The following is a 19240-nucleotide window of genomic DNA, read 5'->3' on the forward strand; positions in this document are numbered from 1 at the left end:
CAATGGAAAAACAACCTCTTACAACAGAAGTAATATCAGAGCAGCAAGCCGAATCAACGGCTTGCTTTTCGCGTTTTGGAATAATAGTGGCTATCAATGAGTCTACGGGCAGTGTGCGAGTTGATTTTGATGGTAACCCATTTAAGCAGCCACTCACTGCGAGACTGGGACGTGGCTTTCGTCGTTCTGAACTGCAAATGGCTATCGATAATCGATTAAGTTGTCGAGTTGAATTTTTGAACGACGACTTAAGCTTGCCTCTTGTGACGGACATTTTCTTCTCCATTCTGGATGACTCTGACGAGTTTGTATTGCGAGCGAAGAAGATGGTTATCGAGACAGAACAAGAGTTGGTAGTCAAAAGTGGTGAGACAGAAACTCGCTATAGCGGGCGCGATGGACGAATTACCACTAAAGCGAAGTACGTCACTTCTCAAGCAGAAAAAGCACAAAAAATTCAAGGCGGAACGATCGCAATTAACTAATTACCTCGCGTTAGCTAATGGTTTTGTATTAACAAGTCACGCCGAGTTAGCTAATTACTTTGTATTAACTAATTGCAATCGCGTTATGGCACGCTAATAACGGATAACTAGATGCGACAAAGAATCGGTGTCGAGCACCTAAAGGCACCCATAACCAATCAAGAAGTCGAAGGCGCGTTAGCAAAAGCTGATCGCGCTGTGAATGACCTTTCCCAGTTGCCAGTAACATGGCTGGATTTCTGTAATGAAAAGCTGTCCATTGCTTCTGAAAGTATCGGGTTTTTAATCAGGCAGCGAGTTCAAATTCACAAAAGGGGTTATCCAAGTCGTGAGTTGGAGTATCTCAAACTTATTGAACGTCAAATTGAAGAGCTCAAGCAGGTCTACTTGTCGTTTTATCGATTAGCACCGGGCTTGATTCATCAATTAAGAGGCCAAGAGCCTGAAATCTACAGCTGGCTGATGCTGCAGGGCGAGTTGGGCTCAGAGTTGGATAACCTTTTGTGCGGATTGAGTTTACTCGAAGATATTGACGCTAAAACCGCAATGGTCATTGCCGTACAATCTCCGGTTGAATCTATGGATAGCACGCTTTCGGAGCTTATTGAAGGTAATGCGACATCCGGTGCGTTTTACTTTGAATGCTTACGTGTACGTCAAACATTAAGTGCTTCTCTCACCAAGCGCTGGTACAAAGCCAGTATCATTAGCTCTCATGTTGCTTTGCCACTGCTCGCTTTACAAGACGTGAAAGAGGGGATTGATTGGCTCAATGACAATGCAGGCAGCGAACAATATCTATTTGAACGTTTGATTACCAAACGTGACAGAGGCACTTGGTTCCGTCAGTGCTTTGGCATCGAACCAAATAGATTACCATCAGCGCAAGTGCTCACTTACGCCAAGTTGCTTGAGTTAAAAGAGTTTGAGGCGTTTGATATCTCTTCTTCATTAGCACCTGTTGATTTTGCGCTGAGTGGTGATTGGAAACTGGTGCCCCAAATCATCGAGCACTTGGAAAGTCTGGAGGAAGCTGAAGGTGAAATTTGGCTTCATGCCTTGTATGTCGTCTACGGAAAGCTTCTTCCTCTGACTCCGCAAGATGTTGGTGTCGAGTATGAATGGGAAGAGATCGTCGATCTGCTCAATGAGTGGGTGGAAGATGAAAAATATATCCAAAATCTACCAAGCCGCTTGGGTTACGCATTGAGCTTCGAGTCTACGTTAGCTGCGATGCAAGATTCTAACGTTGATGTGCTGTTCCGCGACTGGCTATGGCGCCAAATCTGTATTCAATCCAGAGCCTACGTGCCTTGGGATATGGCAATGCCGATTCATCAACAAGACTGGAACTTTAACAATTTAAAGGCCGCACCTTCTGCGAGCGAACGATTCAACTTAAGGAATAGCAATGCAGTTATGGGATATTGAGGCGCACCCTGAGCTATCACTTAAAGGTCGTTTTCAACGTGACGAAAACGGCGATGAAGTGTGGGTTGTGGTCGCCAAACGCACATGGCAATTCGATGGTGTGGTTTGGCACGAATTAGGTGAAAGTGAAATCTTCGATGATCCCCAATATTTGGGCGAAGAAGGCTTCTCTGCGATGAAAGTTGACCACGAGTTCGCGTATACCAAAGAAAACACAGATGTACTTGTTTACGGCAAAGCGCGCAGCTACGCGAAAAAGCCAGTGACATACCAAGAGTGTCGTGTGCTGATTGATGGTCATATTGATAAGACTCTCGCTATTTACGGGGAACGTGTATGGGTTGAGCATGCTGGCAGTATCACGCTGAGCAATCCAGTCCCATTTATTGAAAGAGACATTGATTACACTTGCGCGGTAGGCGGTGATTTACGTAACCGAATAGGTGGTGGGGTTGCCGACTCCAACAAAGAATTGCTTGAACAGAAAGTACCCTCGATTTTTTATCCCCGAGAGGACTGGATTGCCGCCGCGAAAAAACTACGCGTTGCGGGGTTCGGGCCAGTGCCTCCGTTCTTTGAGTCGCGCCAGAAGCTGGCCGGCACGTTCGATGACGATTGGATTGAGAATCGCAAGCCAATGTTGCCACTCGATTTTGATAAGCGGTTCTTCCAAAGCGCGCCTATTGATCAACAGTGCAAAGGCTTCCTTCGTGGGGGGGAGCGTTTGATGATGAGTGGCTTTTGTCATGATGACACGCTTTCATTTCGAATTCCTAAAGAAAAATACCGTGCGATCGCGACGTTCAAAGATCAAAGTTATCAAGCTGATATGGCGATGTACACCTTATTCGTTGATACGGAAAAGAAAACTATATCAATCAGTTACACCGCTGCGTTTCCTTGTCAGGGCAAGGAACATTTGTTGGTGTCGACATCCATCACTAAGTTGGAAGAGGTAAGCGAGCATGCATAATTCAACAGGCCGTTACGTGCTAGGGATGGAAGTGATGACGCCAACCGGTATGAATTTAGATATTGCTAGTGCAGTTTCGTATGCTGACTTAGGAAGATTCGACCAATGTGTAGGGGATGATGGTATCGAGCGTTTTACTTACGCCAAAATCGAATACACCAAAGAAAGTGAGCAGTTTGAGAAAACGTGTGAGTTAATCACCCAGTTGCTTGATTCATTGTTAGCACAGTTACCACGTTCATTGAGACCAATACCTTTGCTTATAGCGGTGCCTGCGTCTGTTTCACGAGTAAAGGTGCAAGAATGGCTTGGTGAAAGTAACTATGCTGAATTTCTCTCTGTGGTGAATGCTGTTCATGCCAGTGGGCCTAGTTTCGTTCTCCAGGCCATGAAATCATTGGATAAATATGATGCTATGATGTGTATCAGTGTCGATTCCTTGGTGAGTTCGATGCAAACACTCATCGACGATGCGATGGTAATGAGTACCAATAATCCATGGGGCGTTATTCCGAGTGAGGGTGGGGCGGGTTTAATTCTTTGTCGAAGAAATACCGTAGAAACATTGAAACTTAAGCCTCAAGCGCAGCTTGGCTACATTGATACGGAATTAAACACTTCAGACCGAAGAGGCATGTTTCGACTTGTTCAACGTGCGAGTAAAAAGCTCGATTTATTTGGTGAAGTGTATTCCGATATGACGAACCTGCGCATGCATTCGGAAGATTACGGCTTTGCTCTGGGGGCTAAAGCAGAACGATTCACGAACCCAGAACAACCGCAGCTTATCAATGAGTTGTGGGGCACAATGGGCAGTTGTTCTTCTCTCGCTTTAATTGCCTTTGCGGTCAGAGAGCACCACTTTAAGCAACCAACTACGTTGTTAATGTTCGACTTTCATGGTGACAAAGGAGTTCTCCAATTACTGCAATGTTAGTGGGCACTCATCGATCAAATGGCAATGAAAATATACTCATATTATTAGGTTGAAGTTTGTAACACGAAAAAGCGTATAACTCATGCAGTGAAAGCGTAAGTAAAAAGGTCTAATAAGTTAGTAATAATAACTAAAATAATAGGCTTACTGTTTGTTTTAAATACCAACCTTGATACAAGTACGTTCAAGAAAATATTATTCAACTCTAATAATATTTATTCTATGAAAGAGTACTAAGTGTCTAATAATCAGAGTACAGCCAAAGGATATATCGATCAGTTGGTTGTTAAAGCTATTGAGAAAAAGAAACTGAATGAGCAAAGGCTAGCAGAAAAAAATAAGCCGAAGCTTGAGTACGTGCTTTTTTCACAGTTTGATGTATTAGACAAGCTTCCTTCTAAAAATGGTAAGACAACGGTTTACCATCTTGCAAAAAAAGGGCAGCCAGAGAAGCAAATCTGTTGCAAAGTTATCAATGATGACTCGCCAGAATTTGCGAGCAAAATGTTGATTAACGAAGCGAGCAGGCTGGAGCTTTCTCAACACCCTAGCGTGGCTAACTTTGTAAAAATCGGCAACGAATTCGAACGCCCATATTTGATGTACGAGTGGATCCAAGGTGAATCACTGGCAGAAAAAATGGAGCGTCATTCTTCTAAAGGCTTCCGCCACGACCACATCGCTTGGTTGGTGTATCAACTCGCTGGCGCTCTAGAGTTTATGCATACAAGAGGTATCTGCCATCTTGATATTAAACCATCTAACGTATTAGTGAGTGAAGGCGATTACGTTAAGCTCATTGATTTCGGCGCTGCTCGTTACATTGGAGAGACAGAACCATACGCAGAGGCAAGCTTGAGCTACGCTTCCCCTCTTTATATAGAAACTGGCATCGCGGAACCGCAAGATGATGTTTACTCTCTCGCTTTGCTCGCTGGACATCTATTTTTAGGCTCAATATTTGGTGATGCTTGGAATAAGCAGTTAAAAGACCGAAAGCGTCCGGCTTTGATCCCGGTTCATATTTGGAAATTGCTGAAAGAAGTCATCAACAAACCAAGAGGGCATGGCTATACCGCTATTTCTTTTGCTCAACAGTTAGCGCGAATCGATACGCAATCAATTAGCTCAAATTCTAACGCACCAATTTTCAGTAGCTTGCGTAACGCGGATTTGCTGCTTACACACTGTAAGCCAAATGATAAAACGGCGTACGGTCGCTTTAAAATATTAGAGGCGAGCTTAGTGCTGAGTGTGCTGGCAACAGCAGGAAGTTATTTATATCAACAGAATAAAGATCAATTGGATGCCATTTTTTCCCGAGGTGTCACTACTGTAACTCACGTTATTACGCCCTCTGAAACGGCTTCTTTTTTAGCTCAGCCTCCATGGGAAATCAAAGAAGAATTGTCTCAAGCTACTCAGAGTATTGATGTGACAGAAGCTTATCGAACAGCATATCAAGCTCAGCAGTTAAGCCTCTCGAATTTATATGAAGAAAAACAGGCTCAGTTAACGTCGTATCAATCGTTAGCGGATGGCTTACCAATGGCATTAGTCGAATTACGTAAGGAGCTTGTCACCTTGCGAGAAACCCTTGTTCGTGACGGTGCCCTGTTTCCATATGCGGATGAGGCGTTGACTAAAGTGATGTCTGGATTAAATGTCGCGTCTATCGATTCCATGAAAGTATCTGCCATAGCTGGCAGTCGAGATAAGCAGATTGCTCGCTTAATTTTAGATGGTGAAGCTAAGCTCGCAGAAAATGAAATGAAAGAGGCATGGTTATTAAACCAGTCACAAGCCTATTTCTACAACCAAATCTTACCAAAGGCTGTGATGGAAAATATTAATGACTCCATCGATAAACATGCAGAGGCGCACTTTTACACCAAAGCAATTGAAGAAGCTGAATTAGCCAAAGCCTACTTCGGTAATACGCCAGAACTAGACAAAAAAATAAAGGATTTAATCGTCGCAAGAAGCGAATTTATTTTGTTTAGCACCGTGATGGAGCAATCCGTTTACGACAGACAAAAGCTACATGAATCCCTTGCCGATTTAGAACGGAATGCACCAAGTAAATTTACAGAAATCACGAAAATTCTAGATAGCATGGCGTCGGATGCAATTGAGCAGAGCCATCGATTATCTAAGCCAGCAAATGGCGCAATTGCGGTAGCGCGTGCGTTGAGAGATTACTTGACTGAAGGAGACGTGAATTTTGTCCAACATTGATATCGATCGTCTGCTTAATCCTATTTCTGATGAATCTCCAGTGGGAAACGATGCCCGTTACGAGTTTTGCTATGAAATGATGGAGTCCGAAGTGAAGAAATTCGGTTCCTTGTTTGGCGAAACAGTAGATTGGAGCGTGGTAAAAACGCACGCGACTGAAGTTCTAGAGCACCACAGTAAAGACTTAAAAGCCATTTGTTACCTCGTTCGCGCGCTAACAGAAGAGTTTGGTCTGCAAGGCTTTGAACAAGGTCTAAAGCTGCTTAGTGAGGCGTTAAGTCGCTTTGGCGTTGAATTGTATCCTTCCCGAAAGCGGGGTCGAGATGGCGCGGTCGAATGGTTGAACCATCAGTTTAAACTGGTCAGCAGCAAGTTAGCGGAAAGTGCTCAGTCATGGGATTTGGTATCAAACTGCATTTCGACTATTGAAGAAGTGCAGCGCCAGTACGACGAGGTTTACCAAGACTCAGAAGCGGATTTCTTTGAGATTCGCACTCAACTCAATGTCTTATCTCAACAAGCTGCGGCTGATGAGCAGAGCGATGAAGCAGTCGTTAACGTCGAACAAGCGGCGCCTGCACCAGCTACGCAGCCTGCTGTCGAAGAAACGCCAGCGCAGAATGAAGTGCAAACCGCGCCGGTGAAGGCGGTTCCGCCGGCCCCTAAACCTGCGCCAGTTAAGAAAGCGGTAGCAAAAGAAGTCGATGTCGATACGGACTTCTCTTCGCCGACGGCTTCTAAGCGCACCTTGAAGAAGGTTGCAGAAGTCATGCTTCATGCGAACCCAAGTGATCCGCTGGCTTACCGGATTTATCGTCATCTGACTTGGGATGACATTGATGGTCTACCCGACCACCAAAACAATCAAACGCCTTTGAGCTTGGCAGTGTCGTCCGATCAACAAGCGGAATACCGAGATAAAGCTGACCAAGAAAGCGACATCGACACCATTAAGCGTTTGGAGCGCACATTAACGGATGCGCCGTTTTGGCTGACGGGCCATTACTTCGTGTATTCGATGCTTAATAACTTGGGTTTTGATGATGCAGCGCTTGCTGTGAAACAAGAAGTGACGCGTTTTGTTGACTCGCTAGAGGGCATCGAGCACCTCTCATTTAAGAATTCTATACCATTTGCAGATGAAGCGACCTTGAGCTGGTTATCGACTCAAGATACTACTTCTTCGATTTCTCAACCCGTTGTTCAAACGGTTGTGATTTCGCAGGAAGACTCGCTGCCAATGGAGGATATCACTCTAGAAAATCTAGGGGAATGTGCCGCAGAGCTTGCCCGAAAACTTGAGCTGGATAGCTCGGGACGTGGGCAGTTCATGCTGTATTTACAATTGATAGCAGCTTACCAGTCTGTTGGATTATACCCGTTGTGTTTGCCGTATCTTGAGAAGGGGTGGGAAGTACAAAAAGCGTTTAATCTCGCGAGCTGGGAACCCCACTTATCGTCACAGTTAGAAGACCTAATTCGAAAAACACTCCATCGGTTATTTGGAAGCAAGGATCTTCTACCTGAGAAGTATGAAGAGTGGAAAGCAATTTACGACTAATTAAAGAGTTAGATAAGGAACGAATTATGTCACGTGACGGCTCGGTGGCTCCTAAAGAGCGAATTAATATCCGTTATGTTCCAGCAACTGGCGATACGCAAGAAGACGTAGAGCTGCCGCTAAGCATGATGGTAGTTGGCGACTTTACTGCGCGTGCAGATGAGACACCAATTGAAGAACGTACTCCAATTAACATCGACAAAGACAACTTTAACGAAGTGCTAGAGGGCATGTCTCCAAACGTTAAAGTCAACGTTGAAAACCGTCTTTCTGATGAAGAAGGCGGCCAGATTGGTGTTGATCTGACCTTCCAAAACATGAAGGACTTCTCTCCTGAAGCGATCGCGAAAAGTGTACCTGAACTAAACAGCCTACTTGAGCTTCGCGAAGCCTTGGTTGCACTTAAAGGTCCTCTAGGAAACGTGCCTGCGTTCCGTAAGAAGATCGCATCGGTTCTTCAAGATGAAGAAGCGAGAAAGAAACTGTTGGATGAACTAAGCATTGGCAACGACCAAGACGCGAAAGAAGAGTAAGGGATATCATGTCTGCAGAAGCACAAGCGCCAGAACAAGAAGCAGCCTTAGTTGAATCAGGCTCACTTCTGGATAGCATTCTTAACGAAACACGTTTAAAGCCAAGTGATGAAGGTTTTGACGTTGCAAAACGCGGCGTAGAAGCATTCATCAGTGAGCTACTAAGCAGTTCGAACACAGAGAAAGTCGACCAATCTCTGGTTGATCTGATGATCTCTGAAATCGACCAAAAATTGTCTAAGCAAGTTGATGCAATTCTTCACAACGAAGAAGTTCAAGCGATTGAATCAACGTGGCGTGGCCTTAAGTACCTGGTTGATCACACTGACTTCCGCGAGAACATTCAAATCGAACTGATCTCTGCGAAGAAAGACGAAGTTCTTGATGACTTCGAAGACGCGCCAGAGGTGGTGAAGTCTGGCCTGTACAAGCAGATCTACACACGTGAATACGGCCAGTTCGGTGGTAAACCTGTTGGCGCCGTCATTTGTGATTACGCTATGTCTGCCTCGTCGCCTGACATCAAACTGATGGAATACATGGCGAACGTAGGTGCAATGTCTCACGCACCATTCATCACGTCTGCATCGGCTAAATTCTTTGGCCTAGACAGCTACGAAGAGCTGCCAAACCTAAAAGATCTGAAGTCTGTATTTGAAGGTCCACAGTACGCGAAATGGCGTGGTCTGCGTGAGCACGAAGATGCACGTTACCTAGGTCTATGTACGTCTCGCTTTATGCTACGTACGCCTTACTCTGTTGAAGATAACCCAATCAAGGCGTTTGACTACGATGAGCAAGTGACAGACAGCCATGATAATTACCTATGGGGTAACTCAGCGTACGCGATGGCGTCTAAGATCAGTGAATCATTTGCTAAGTACCGTTGGTGTCCGAACATTATTGGTCCTCAAAGCGGTGGTACTGTACAAGATCTACCGGTTTACAACTTTGAAGCTATGGGTCAAATCGAGACTAAGATCCCAACCGAGATCCTGGTTTCTGACCGTCGTGAGTACGAGCTAGCGGAAGAAGGCTTCATTGCGCTAACCATGCGTAAAGGTTCTGACAACGCGGCGTTCTTCTCTGCAAACTCTGTTCAAAAACCAAAAGTGTTTGCGAATACGCCGGAAGGCAAACAAGCTGAGATGAACTACAAGTTAGGTACTCAGCTTCCTTACATGTTCATTATCAACCGTTTAGCGCACTACATCAAAGTGCTACAGCGTGAGCAAATTGGTTCTTGGAAAGAGCGTTCTGACCTAGAAATCGAACTGAACAAGTGGATTCGTCAATACGTTTCTGACCAAGAGAACCCGCCAGCGGAAGTTCGTGGTCGCCGTCCGCTTCGTGCTGCGAAGGTTGAAGTATCTGACGTAGAAGGCGATCCAGGCTGGTACAAAGTATCGATGTCTGTACGTCCTCACTTCAAGTACATGGGCGCAAGCTTCGACTTGTCTCTAGTTGGTAAGCTAGACCAATAACCCATTACTGAAACCATCAAGCAGCCAGTGAAGACTGGCTGCTTTTTTCGTAGGACCGCACATGGAAAAAGGTTACCGTCTTTTAGAGCGGATCGAGCTAGGAGAACCAAAAAACTGCTACGAGAAAGTGGTGTCTCATAAGCATTTGATTGAATCCATTCACTCGCATCTTGCTGACTTGTTGAATACGCACTCCGGCAACGCAATGATCGACAATGAGTATGGTCTGCCAGATTTTAACGACGTACTTTCTAACAACACAAACCTCGTTCGCCATATTCAAAAAAACATCACGTCAACCATAGAACGCTTTGAGCCCCGACTGCTGAATGTCGAGGTTCATTACCGTGAAGACCACCATAATCCATTACAACTCGGCTTTGGTATTCGCGGCGAAGTTTCCCATAACGGCGGTAAAGTCCCAATGTCGATCGATGTCTACATGGGAACCGACGGCCAATTTAACGTTTAGTAGGTGCCACTTGAGTAACAGTAAATACTTTCAAGATGAACTCACGTATTTACGCGAGTCGGGTAGTGAGTTTGCCAAATATCATCCGAAGTTAACTCACTTTCTCTCTGAAGGAACTTTTGATCCAGATGTCGAACGATTGCTGGAGGGTTTTGCTTTTTTGACCGGACGCATCCGCGAAAAGATTGACGATGAACTTCCTGAGCTAACGCAATCTCTGATGACTTTGCTGTGGCCACATTACATGCGTTCGATTCCGTCTTTGTGTATTAGCGAACTAAAACCGCATACCGGAAGTGTTACTGAGAAAACCGTGGTGAAACGTGGTGCGGAAATGGCCAGCGAGCAGGTAGAAGGCACGCAGTGTTTGTTCCGTACTTGTTATGACGTCAATCTATACCCAATTACGATTACTAACATTGAACAAACTAACAGCCGCACCAGCTCGATGATTGATGTGACGTTATCGACGGAGCATGGCCTTGAGCTGTCTCGTATCGGTTTAGATACGTTGCGTTTGCACCTGCATGGTGAGATTCATATTACTCGCACTGTCTTCTTATGGCTGTTCCGTTATCTAGATTACGTCGAGTTGGATGTTGGTGGTGGCTACAAACATCGTTTAGGGCCAGAGTACGTTAAGCCAGTCGGGCATGAAGAGGACGAGGCGCTGCTGCCTTACAGCAAAAACTCCTTTGCAGGCTACCGTTTGCTGCAAGAATTCTTCTCTTTGCCAGATAAGTTCATGTTCTTCGACATTAAAGGCTTAGAGTGGCTAAAAGGCATTCCGCAACGCAGCACGGTCAAAATCAAATTCCACTTTAAGCGTGCTTTGCCTTCAGAAGTGGTGCTTAAAGATAAACACTTAAGGTTGCACTGCACACCTGCGGTTAACTTGTTTGAAAAAGACGGCGATCCAATCCGTTTAGAGCATCGACGAAACGAGTACAAGGTGCGTCCACAAAGTAACACTCAGGAGCATTACGAGGTTTATTCCATTGAGCAAGTGGAGAGCTGGAGTAAAGACGAGCGTCGCCGAAAACCACTGATTGAATTTGAATCGTTTGAGCACCAAATCAACCAGCGTGATAAGCGAGAGTTCTACAAATCCAAAGTGGGCGAGCGAGTAAGTGGAAGAGGGTTAGAGCGCTATATCTCATTCCATACTCACAATGGCGACATTGCGGATTTAGGGACTGAAACAGTATTGATGAAACTGCAATGCAGTAACGCGGACTTAGCGGAGCGCCTGTCAGTAGGAGACATCACTTACGCGACGCACAAATCGCCAACGTATGCGACGTTTAAAAACATTACTAAGCCAACACAGTCAGTAAGTCCTCAGGTTAATGGTGAACTTCAATGGCAGTTGATTGCCAACATGTCGCTCAACTACTTGTCTTTGGCCAATATCGATGTGTTGAAAGTGTTGCTCTCGACTTACGACTTCCACTCTCGAGTCGATAGACAAGCCCACCGCGCGTCGATTCATCGACTTGATGGCATTATTTCTTCAGAGATGAAACCAATCGATCGCGTATTTCGTGGTGTATCTGTGCGTGGTAACCAATTCAAGCTCGTGACGGACTCTAAGTTCTTCGTAAATGAAGGCGATATGTTCCTTATGGCCACGGTATTGAATGAATTTATCCGTTTGTATTCGAGTGTGAACTCCTTTACCGAACTAGAGGTGTTCGATGAAGCGACGGGCGAGGTTTATAACTGGGCAAGCCTAATCGGGCAGCAGACGATACTATGATTAACACACTTTCTGATAAGTCGAATGAGTTTAGTTTCTACCAAGCGGTGTTGCTGTTAGAGAAACACTACCAGCTGGAGCCAAACTCAAATTTTGTTGCCGTGGGCGAGAACAAATACTTCCATCAAGAGCGAATTGAGTTCAGCGTGTCGCCAAACTTGTGCTTTCCAAAGAGTGATATGGATTTTATTACTCATATGGAAAGAAACGGACAGCAATATTCACGTATTGAGACGAACTTTCTTGGCTTGCATGGTTCAAGCTCGCCCCTGCCTGCGTCTTACACTGAGAAACTCGTCGGTCGTGATCCCGATGATAACCCAGTGAAGGATTTCTTCGACTTTTTCCACAACCGCTATACAAGCTTACTGTATCGTGTTTGGAAGAAATACCGATATCACGTGCAGTACAAAAGCGGGGCAAGCGATGCTTTTTCTGGGCGCATACTGCATTTGGCTGGTCTTTCTAGCGTTATGCAAGATTGTGAAGTAGCGGAGTTAGATCGAGCGAAAGTTCTGTCTTACGTGAACCAGTTATCTACGCGTACACGCTCACCCAAGCTTATTTCCGGTATTGTTTCGCACTACTTTTCACTGCCGAATGTGCGAATCGAAGAATGGGTTTATAGACGCGTAGAAATCGCTGAAAGCCAGCGTAACAAACTCAATCGTTCCAATTGTGTATTGGGGCAAAGCTTACACTTGGGACAAAGCATTGCGGATTTGAACGGCAAGTTTAACTTGTGTATCGACAACATTGATTTTGAAACGTTTAAGCAGTTTTCCTACGATGGTGAGTTACATAAGACGCTGGTGGGCTTGATGCGCTTTATTCTGCGTGACCCAATGTCGTGGGACCTAAAGTTGACAGTTAACCTCGACAGTATTCCAGAAAACAAACTGGGTAATGGAGAAGGGAACCAACTAGGTCAAACGTTCTGGCTTGGCAACCCAGGTGATAAAGACGCCAAAATTCGACTTATCGGAAGCATATAAGAAAGCCGCTCAACGAGCGGCCCTTTATGTTTTCCTCAAAGAGGTCAGAAAAGCTTAACGACTGATCGGCTGATGCAGTACAACGGTAGTATCAAGCCTTTGAATGCCGTTAAATGATTCAATTTCATTACAAAGATGATGAATAGACTGCAGGTCGGGCGCTTCAATTAGGGCAATAATATCAAAGTTGCCACCAACAACGCTCGTTAAGCGAACCTCAGGAATTTCTTTAAGTGCATTCGTTACATCATTCTTCTTACCCTTTTCACATGAGATCAGTAGATAACTAGCGGCTTTTCGCCCTTCATTTTCTACACGAATCTGTGCGGTATAGCCTTTGATAATACCGGTCTTTTCTAAACGATTAATTCTTTCTGCTACTGCTGTTCGAGACAAACCAATGTTTCGGGATAGATTCGCAATCGACTCTCGCCCATTCGACAATAGACTTGAAAGTATTTTTCGATCCAATTTATCTAAACCTTGTAAAGTCATGTTTGAAATCATGTGTTCTGCCTATTTTGTTTTTATATTGTTATTAAATCGACTCTGGGAGCGTAAAGTTATACAGCTCAGCAAGAGTGAATGGGTTTTTCTGTGTCAACGGAGTGATGCGTAAGCTCAAGTCCCTCCCTGACACTTTTATGTCACTGACAAAGCTGCCGTTATGAGTGTTTGTCAAGGTCGAGTCACCTAGCAATCTGTATATCGCCCATTGACCACTCTTATTTAAAACGTGCTGTCTGCCTTCATCGGTTACATCCTGGAGTGTGATACTAATATTGAAGTCACCATTTTGCGGTGGCCATGCCATTTCACGAATGCGGCTTGGACCGTGGTAGTAACTTATATTGGTATCTGCAATTTTTAAGCTCGCTCTAATCGCACTAGAATCAAGATCGAGTACTCTTGCACTAAACGGAATATGAACGCGGTTAGTGCTTTTATTAATTAATGTGTCTCGAATAACGTTATAGTTACGCAGTTGCACTAACAGAGCCGGAGAGATTGGCATCGTCTCGCCATCCACCTGTTTTGGCGTCCACAAATTGGTATCGTAGAACGGTGCAAAATTTTTCTGAATAAATGTGTCTAACAAGCCACCTGAAGCAAACAGTAATTCAAAATCTTCAATTGAGATTTCCTCGGTCGCTGTTAGATCAAATGGGTATCGTCCCAGCCCTATCTCTTTAAACTTGGTGTAAATCTCGCTGTACCATTGGGTTTGAATGCCTTTAGCGGACTCTTTAATCATGACTGACCAGCTTTGTTGAACCACATCTAACAACCAGCTACGAACGGGTTCCGGTGATTTTTGGGCAATCTGTTTAAGTTTGATTAATGGGTCAGCTTCACTGCTGTTCATTCGATGCTGAGCTGCCGCTAGCGCCGCCATTTGCGGGTCAGGTGCATCAGCTATGTCTTTCATATATGTGCGAACACGGCTTAACGCAGCTACGGTCTCATCCCAAGGAGTAGGGGAGTTTGGTGTTTCACTGACCTGAAGTTGGTTTAATAAGTGAAAAGCTTGTTCAACACGTTTCATCAACAAGTAATCAGGCTTAACTACTTCCTCTACTGCGTCTGATGCGGAGTCTGCCGCTGCCACGAGTTTCGGGTCTAGTTTTGAAATCAGAGCATTTTTTTCACCAACGGGTGAAAATTGTGTGTTGGCATAGACCTGCTTCAGTACGGTTGTCATTGGTGAAGAAGGGCCCGAGATTAAGTCTATCGCGTTCGTTAGATCGCCGACATTGTCATAGTTCTGGACTTTTAGTTCACTCAGCGCATTGCGCCAATTACTGATGTAGTCGTCAGTATATTTTTTACGTACTTCCTCTTTGAAGGCTTCTTGTTCTTCACTAGTAGGAATAACGTGTTGTGACAGACCTAAAACCCAGTTGTCACTGATGACTTGTTGTGACATTAGGTCCACGCGTGGTCGATAAAAAGTGCTAAAGCCAGTGGAGGTATAGATCTTATCTACGATCAAGCGTTCACTATCGATTGGTGTGTTGAATACATTGCTAAACTCAAAACCCACAGCTCGTTGCAGATCTAGGGTTCCTAAATCAATCGAATTTGCTTCGTTTAAAATGCCTGCATAAACGAGATCAACATTCGAATTTGCTAGCAATGAGCGACGTGTTGCGCGAACAAGATCCATATTGATATCAATTGGATCAAACTGCGTGCGAAAGTAAGCGTCCAAATAGCGCATCGCCTGATTGACGACGTCACTTTGGTTGCTTAAATCGTTCATCATTTGGAGAGTTTGATGACGCAAAAAACGGATATCACGCTTTGTTGGATCGTTTAGCATTAGATACCCCTTCAATAGAGGTAAAGCGCGTGTAAAAGTGTTCTGATTTTGTGTCAGTTGTAGACGGTAACCTTTCTCAATAAGAGGTATTAACTGTTGAGCAACGTCCTTAAGTAAAGCTTCGTAAGCGATGCGAGTGCTTTGATCCAAACGGCTAATGTTGAGTGGTAATATCTCTTCATCCAAAGCCTTAGAACCTTTAAGCCACGCCCCATAAGAAGGCTCTATTGCTTTCGTCGCCTTCGCTAAAAGCTCATCGAATCTTGCATCTTGCTCCACTTGCGATTTGTCATCGATACTCAAGAGTTGATTCATCACATGTAAGTTACTGTCTAATGTCGTGAAAAAGAAGTAACTGCCCCCAGTAAGCAGGATAATAGAGCCGAGTATTGCCAAACGGCTTTGTCTCTGAATTAGACGAAGATACGTCTTGTTTTCGCCCGCAAAGTCGCTTTCCGGCAATATTTGTGAATCAATCAGAAAGCGAGAGAAATAAGGCGTTTCTGTTAACTGAGTATGCTCTGACGCGATAATAGGTAAGTTGAAGTAATTACTACAACTTTTTGCAAGTAAATTGTACTTGCGACCGCCTTGCAGACTCGAACTAAAGAAAATCTCACGGATGTCTAGTGAATAGACACCGTTGTTAACATCACATAGACGCTCAAGCACATAGCTGACTTCAGACTGACATAGCTCAAACTGCTTAGGGAAAGCGAGTATTGCTTGTTTCTCATCAATGTCCGTTGAATTAGCGGATGCATCTAGCGCATTACTTTCAAGCACTCTCACTAGATTTCGATAGCTATCGCGGTAGTACTCTGCAAATACACCTTTGGCTTCTTTTAGTGGGATAGAGAGGAACTCAACACGTGTCTTGAGAGAGCTAAAGTGCATGTATTCTTTAAAGCCATCTAACTTGTCTAGCTTTGACATAATCAAATAGATTGGCAATGCTGAAGACGTTTTAGAGTTGATGGTACTCAAGCGCGCCAATAACGACGAAATGGTGTACTCTTTTTGTTCTGGTTCAGAGACGATCATGAACTCGAAATCGATGAAGAATAGACACCCAGAAAATGGCTTTCTAGGTCGATGATGAATAACTTCTTCAATGAACGTATTCCATAAAGAAGCATCACTGCTTGATACTTCCTGGAACACTAAGCGTTGGTCTGGTTTGATGTATACAGCGCTGTCAGATTCGTACCATTCAAAAAAGTCATTCTTAGCGGTTCTAGTGCGATCCATCGGTTTAATTGCACTAGAATTAAATAAAAATTGACGTCGCCCTGACCCTTTATTACCAAGCATCAGGTAAATTGGTCTCTTGCCTGAGTTAGCAAGAAGAGGCTGGATAACCATAGAAAGTGCTTCTTCCTCGGTTTCCAAATGTTGAGCTTTAGCGTTGTTCTTTTTCTTCAACCATAATGTGAATTGAAAAATGACGTAAACAATGGCGATAGCACCAAGGGTCAGCCAAAGATAAAGTTGATCGATTTCGTCAAGAAAAAGCAGATAAATAGTGGTGATAATTGCAGCCACTAAAAACATTAATATGGTAGAAATCACCACTGGATTTCTAAACAGTTTTTGTTTGAACATAAGCCTAAAACTTCTTTAATTGTATTGTTATTTATTGTCAGTTTTTTCAGCTTGTAGCTGACTCAATTTATATAGGTAGATGTTCAGTAAAAGGGTTGCGCGGTCAATTTCCTTTTGCTGTGAATACTTTTCAGCGTATTCAATACGACCTAAAAGCGGGAATAACGAGTTACTGTATTCGTACGCCTTTTCAGAGTTCTTATCTACATTCTGTCTAGCTACGTTGGCAAACACCGTTCTTGCGTCTGAGAATCGCTTATAAACATCCATAAACTGGTCTTCTAAATGGGCGCTCTGTGTCAAAAAGTTTTGACGTAGCTGCTGTGCAGAAGACGAATCCGGATAGATCGCGATTAATTCATTGGTCAAGCTATCGAGCTCGCTGACGTTACTTACTTTTGCCGAGTCTAAAAACCAGTTATTCATCATAATATCGACACGATTAATCGCCTGCGTTTTCAATGACTGAGCATATTTTTTATTTTCGTAATCTAACGAGGCGACCAAATTTACAAGTTCATTAAGTGAAGCTTGATTAATTTTTTGTTCCAATGTTCGATAACGTTGTTGCTCGTACATGAAATGTGAACATATCGCAGTAACAATCAAACCAATAACGAAGTAGATCATAAATCGACCAGACTTTGCCGGTGATGCTTTCTCTTGGCTATTTAGGTTGGGTGATGACACCGGTACCGGAGAGGGAGACACATTCACTTTAATTTCAGGTGCCTTCTGCGTTGCTGCAGGAGCGCTAGTGTTGGCTTGTTTTTTCTCGCGTAACTCAGCCGCAATTTGTTGTTCTTTTATCTGCTCAATCCATTGATTCAAAATACGGCGAATGCGACCTAGTGACGGCGCTTCAATACCGTAATGAAGACGAAGCTCTTCCTCAATCCTCAAGCATAATTGATGTGCTGCCTCTATCAATGGAAGCTCTTCTGGTAACGCCCGATGCTTATTAATTCGTTTTTCAGTATGCTCTACCATCCATTCAATAGCGCTCATTCGTGCCTTTGACTTTGAATGCTCTGGATACGCGTTGAACCAATATACGACACATACATCAAGTATTGAGTTTAACCCTTCGACAAGGCCTCTTAAGCCGTCGTTATAGGTTGATGCAACGGTAAAGTAACAGCAACAACGTAGGTCTTTCGCTTGGGTACTCAAGATCTTTTTTGAGAGTGTTTGAACCGTTTTCCACGAGACTCTCCCTGTGACTTTATTCAGGTTGTTTATTTGACGTTTAATTTCGTCAAAATCCTCAGAACCATTAGGATTAGAGCCGCTTGGGTTATTTTCATCGATTGGTCTTCGAGCGAAGTCGGTAAAAAACATAAGGAAAGTTCCAACTGATCATATAGAAGTATTAAGTTATATAGGATTTCACTACTGTTATATTAAATTATAAGCAGTGCACATCTGCCGCAATTCTATAGACAAAATAAGCGGATTAGATAATAAAAATTCATTAAAAGAAATTAAATTACTTTTAGTGTGATCTTTGTTCATAATATTAATATCAATAGTTAAGTCTATTTATAAGAAGAAACTTATATATGAAGATGAGAACGTTGATTAAAAAGTAACTAAATTGTTATCGGAGATTACGTTTTGTTCAATTAGCAATCAAATTCTGTTACTTCTATTTAAATAGAAAGATTTACTGTCTCGTCACTTAATCTGTAGTCGGTTCTTTAGTTTTTGTTTGTAGGTAAAACAACCAACCTGATAGTTGAAATGTATTAAATTATAGGTGTTTTTTTAGGCTTATTGAAAAAGAGAATATAATTGATATCTTTCGCCTCTAAGTAGAATATCGGTTTTCCTAGAGGGACGAAATGCTAAAACCAAGTCAAATTGGGCTGATTTCAGCCATGTGTCTATTTTCTTCTGTTGCAATGGCAAAAGGGGAGCGATATGGACTCTCTACCAGTATGTTGACTATCGATAGCATTAAATACGATGAAGGTAAAAGTGGTGAGCAGGATACGCTTAGGTTCGGCTTGGTTCATACTCGTCCTATTGATGAAAACAATAACCGTTGGCGTTGGTGGTTAGGGCTAAACTATCTAGCAGAAGATATTGAAGCGCCAGCAAACGGCTTATATCAAGAAGCGACGAACTATGAACTTCGTGTTGTTCCTCAATATGCGTTGACTTCTTGGAGTGTTTTCACGCCATACGTTGGTGCGGGCTTGTCTGTCGGTTACTCGCAATATTCTAATCGCTGGCAAGTAGACCAAGAGGGCTATCGTTATGAGAGTGTTGAAGACATCGACCAGTTTGAGTTAGGTGCGGTTGTGACCCTTGGTACTGCTATAAAGTTAGGCAGTAATCCTGACGCCCATATACAAATTATCCCGCAGGCCTCTTATATCCTTCCGGTTGTAAATGATGGAATTGGTGGGCTTGAACTATCAGTTTCTTTGCTCTTTTGA

Annotated in this window: 15 protein-coding genes; 12 read left to right on the forward strand and 3 right to left on the reverse strand. The window is 43.6% G+C overall.

Going from position 1 to position 19240, the window contains the following annotated elements; all coding sequences use genetic code 11:
* The first annotated feature begins 2 nt into the window (after positions 1-2).
* The 11 genes from R7Q47_RS06990 (at position 3) to tssG (ending at position 12868) form a co-directional block, all read left to right on the forward strand.
* The gene (locus R7Q47_RS06990) at positions 3-485 is read left to right on the forward strand and encodes a hypothetical protein (RefSeq protein WP_064376245.1); all 483 of its coding nucleotides are present in this window, start codon (positions 3-5) and stop codon (positions 483-485) included.
* 111 nt (positions 486-596) lie between these two features.
* Entirely contained in the window at positions 597-1916 is a 1320-nt protein-coding gene (locus R7Q47_RS06995) for a hypothetical protein (protein ID WP_248486447.1), read from the forward strand.
* Positions 1897-2889, forward strand: coding sequence for a DUF2169 domain-containing protein (locus tag R7Q47_RS07000; RefSeq protein ID WP_248486445.1), 993 nt, complete (start codon positions 1897-1899; stop codon positions 2887-2889). The genes R7Q47_RS06995 and R7Q47_RS07000 overlap by 20 nt, the downstream gene beginning before the upstream one ends.
* Positions 2882-3826, forward strand: coding sequence for a hypothetical protein (locus R7Q47_RS07005; RefSeq protein ID WP_248486444.1), 945 nt, complete (start codon positions 2882-2884; stop codon positions 3824-3826). The genes R7Q47_RS07000 and R7Q47_RS07005 overlap by 8 nt, the downstream gene beginning before the upstream one ends.
* A gap of 237 nt (positions 3827-4063) precedes the next feature.
* On the forward strand, positions 4064-6064 hold the full coding sequence (locus R7Q47_RS07010) for a serine/threonine protein kinase (RefSeq protein WP_318088792.1): 2001 nt from the start codon (positions 4064-4066) through the stop codon (positions 6062-6064).
* Positions 6051-7625, forward strand: a complete 1575-nt coding sequence (gene tssA, locus R7Q47_RS07015) for a type VI secretion system protein TssA (RefSeq protein ID WP_248486440.1) — start codon at positions 6051-6053, stop codon at positions 7623-7625. Before R7Q47_RS07010 ends, tssA begins: the two co-directional genes overlap by 14 nt.
* A 26-nt stretch (positions 7626-7651) precedes the next feature.
* The gene (gene tssB / locus R7Q47_RS07020) at positions 7652-8158 is read left to right on the forward strand and encodes a type VI secretion system contractile sheath small subunit (protein WP_005373381.1); all 507 of its coding nucleotides are present in this window, start codon (positions 7652-7654) and stop codon (positions 8156-8158) included.
* Positions 8159-8166: 8 nt separating this feature from the next.
* On the forward strand, positions 8167-9642 hold the full coding sequence (tssC, locus tag R7Q47_RS07025; RefSeq protein ID WP_005373378.1) for a type VI secretion system contractile sheath large subunit: 1476 nt from the start codon (positions 8167-8169) through the stop codon (positions 9640-9642).
* Positions 9643-9703: 61 nt separating this feature from the next.
* Positions 9704-10114 (forward strand): type VI secretion system baseplate subunit TssE, encoded by a 411-nt coding sequence (tssE, locus tag R7Q47_RS07030; protein ID WP_005373376.1) that lies wholly within the window; start codon positions 9704-9706, stop codon positions 10112-10114.
* A 10-nt stretch (positions 10115-10124) separates the two neighbouring features.
* Positions 10125-11873, forward strand: coding sequence for a type VI secretion system baseplate subunit TssF (tssF, locus tag R7Q47_RS07035; RefSeq protein ID WP_017633756.1), 1749 nt, complete (start codon positions 10125-10127; stop codon positions 11871-11873).
* Complete coding sequence (tssG, locus tag R7Q47_RS07040; RefSeq protein ID WP_005373373.1) at positions 11870-12868, forward strand: type VI secretion system baseplate subunit TssG; 999 nt, start codon at positions 11870-11872, stop codon at positions 12866-12868. Before tssF ends, tssG begins: the two co-directional genes overlap by 4 nt.
* Before the next feature lie 54 nt (positions 12869-12922).
* Here tssG and R7Q47_RS07045 read toward each other — a convergent pair whose 3' ends face one another.
* Genes R7Q47_RS07045 through R7Q47_RS07055 form a run of 3 tightly spaced genes read right to left on the reverse strand, consistent with a single transcriptional unit; the run spans position 12923 to position 18137 of the window.
* Complete coding sequence (locus R7Q47_RS07045; RefSeq protein WP_005373369.1) at positions 12923-13375, reverse strand: Lrp/AsnC family transcriptional regulator; 453 nt, start codon at positions 13373-13375, stop codon at positions 12923-12925.
* Between the two features lie 31 nt (positions 13376-13406).
* Positions 13407-16796, reverse strand: a complete 3390-nt coding sequence (tssM, locus tag R7Q47_RS07050) for a type VI secretion system membrane subunit TssM (RefSeq protein ID WP_248486438.1) — start codon at positions 16794-16796, stop codon at positions 13407-13409.
* Between the two features lie 27 nt (positions 16797-16823).
* Positions 16824-18137, reverse strand: a complete 1314-nt coding sequence (locus R7Q47_RS07055) for a type VI secretion system ImpA family N-terminal domain-containing protein (RefSeq protein WP_053304695.1) — start codon at positions 18135-18137, stop codon at positions 16824-16826.
* Between the two features lie 503 nt (positions 18138-18640).
* Here R7Q47_RS07055 and R7Q47_RS07060 point away from each other — a divergent pair.
* Positions 18641-19240 (forward strand): hypothetical protein, encoded by a 600-nt coding sequence (locus R7Q47_RS07060; protein ID WP_017633753.1) that lies wholly within the window; start codon positions 18641-18643, stop codon positions 19238-19240.

It is taken from the genome of Vibrio sp. Vb0349 (assembly GCF_033338975.1).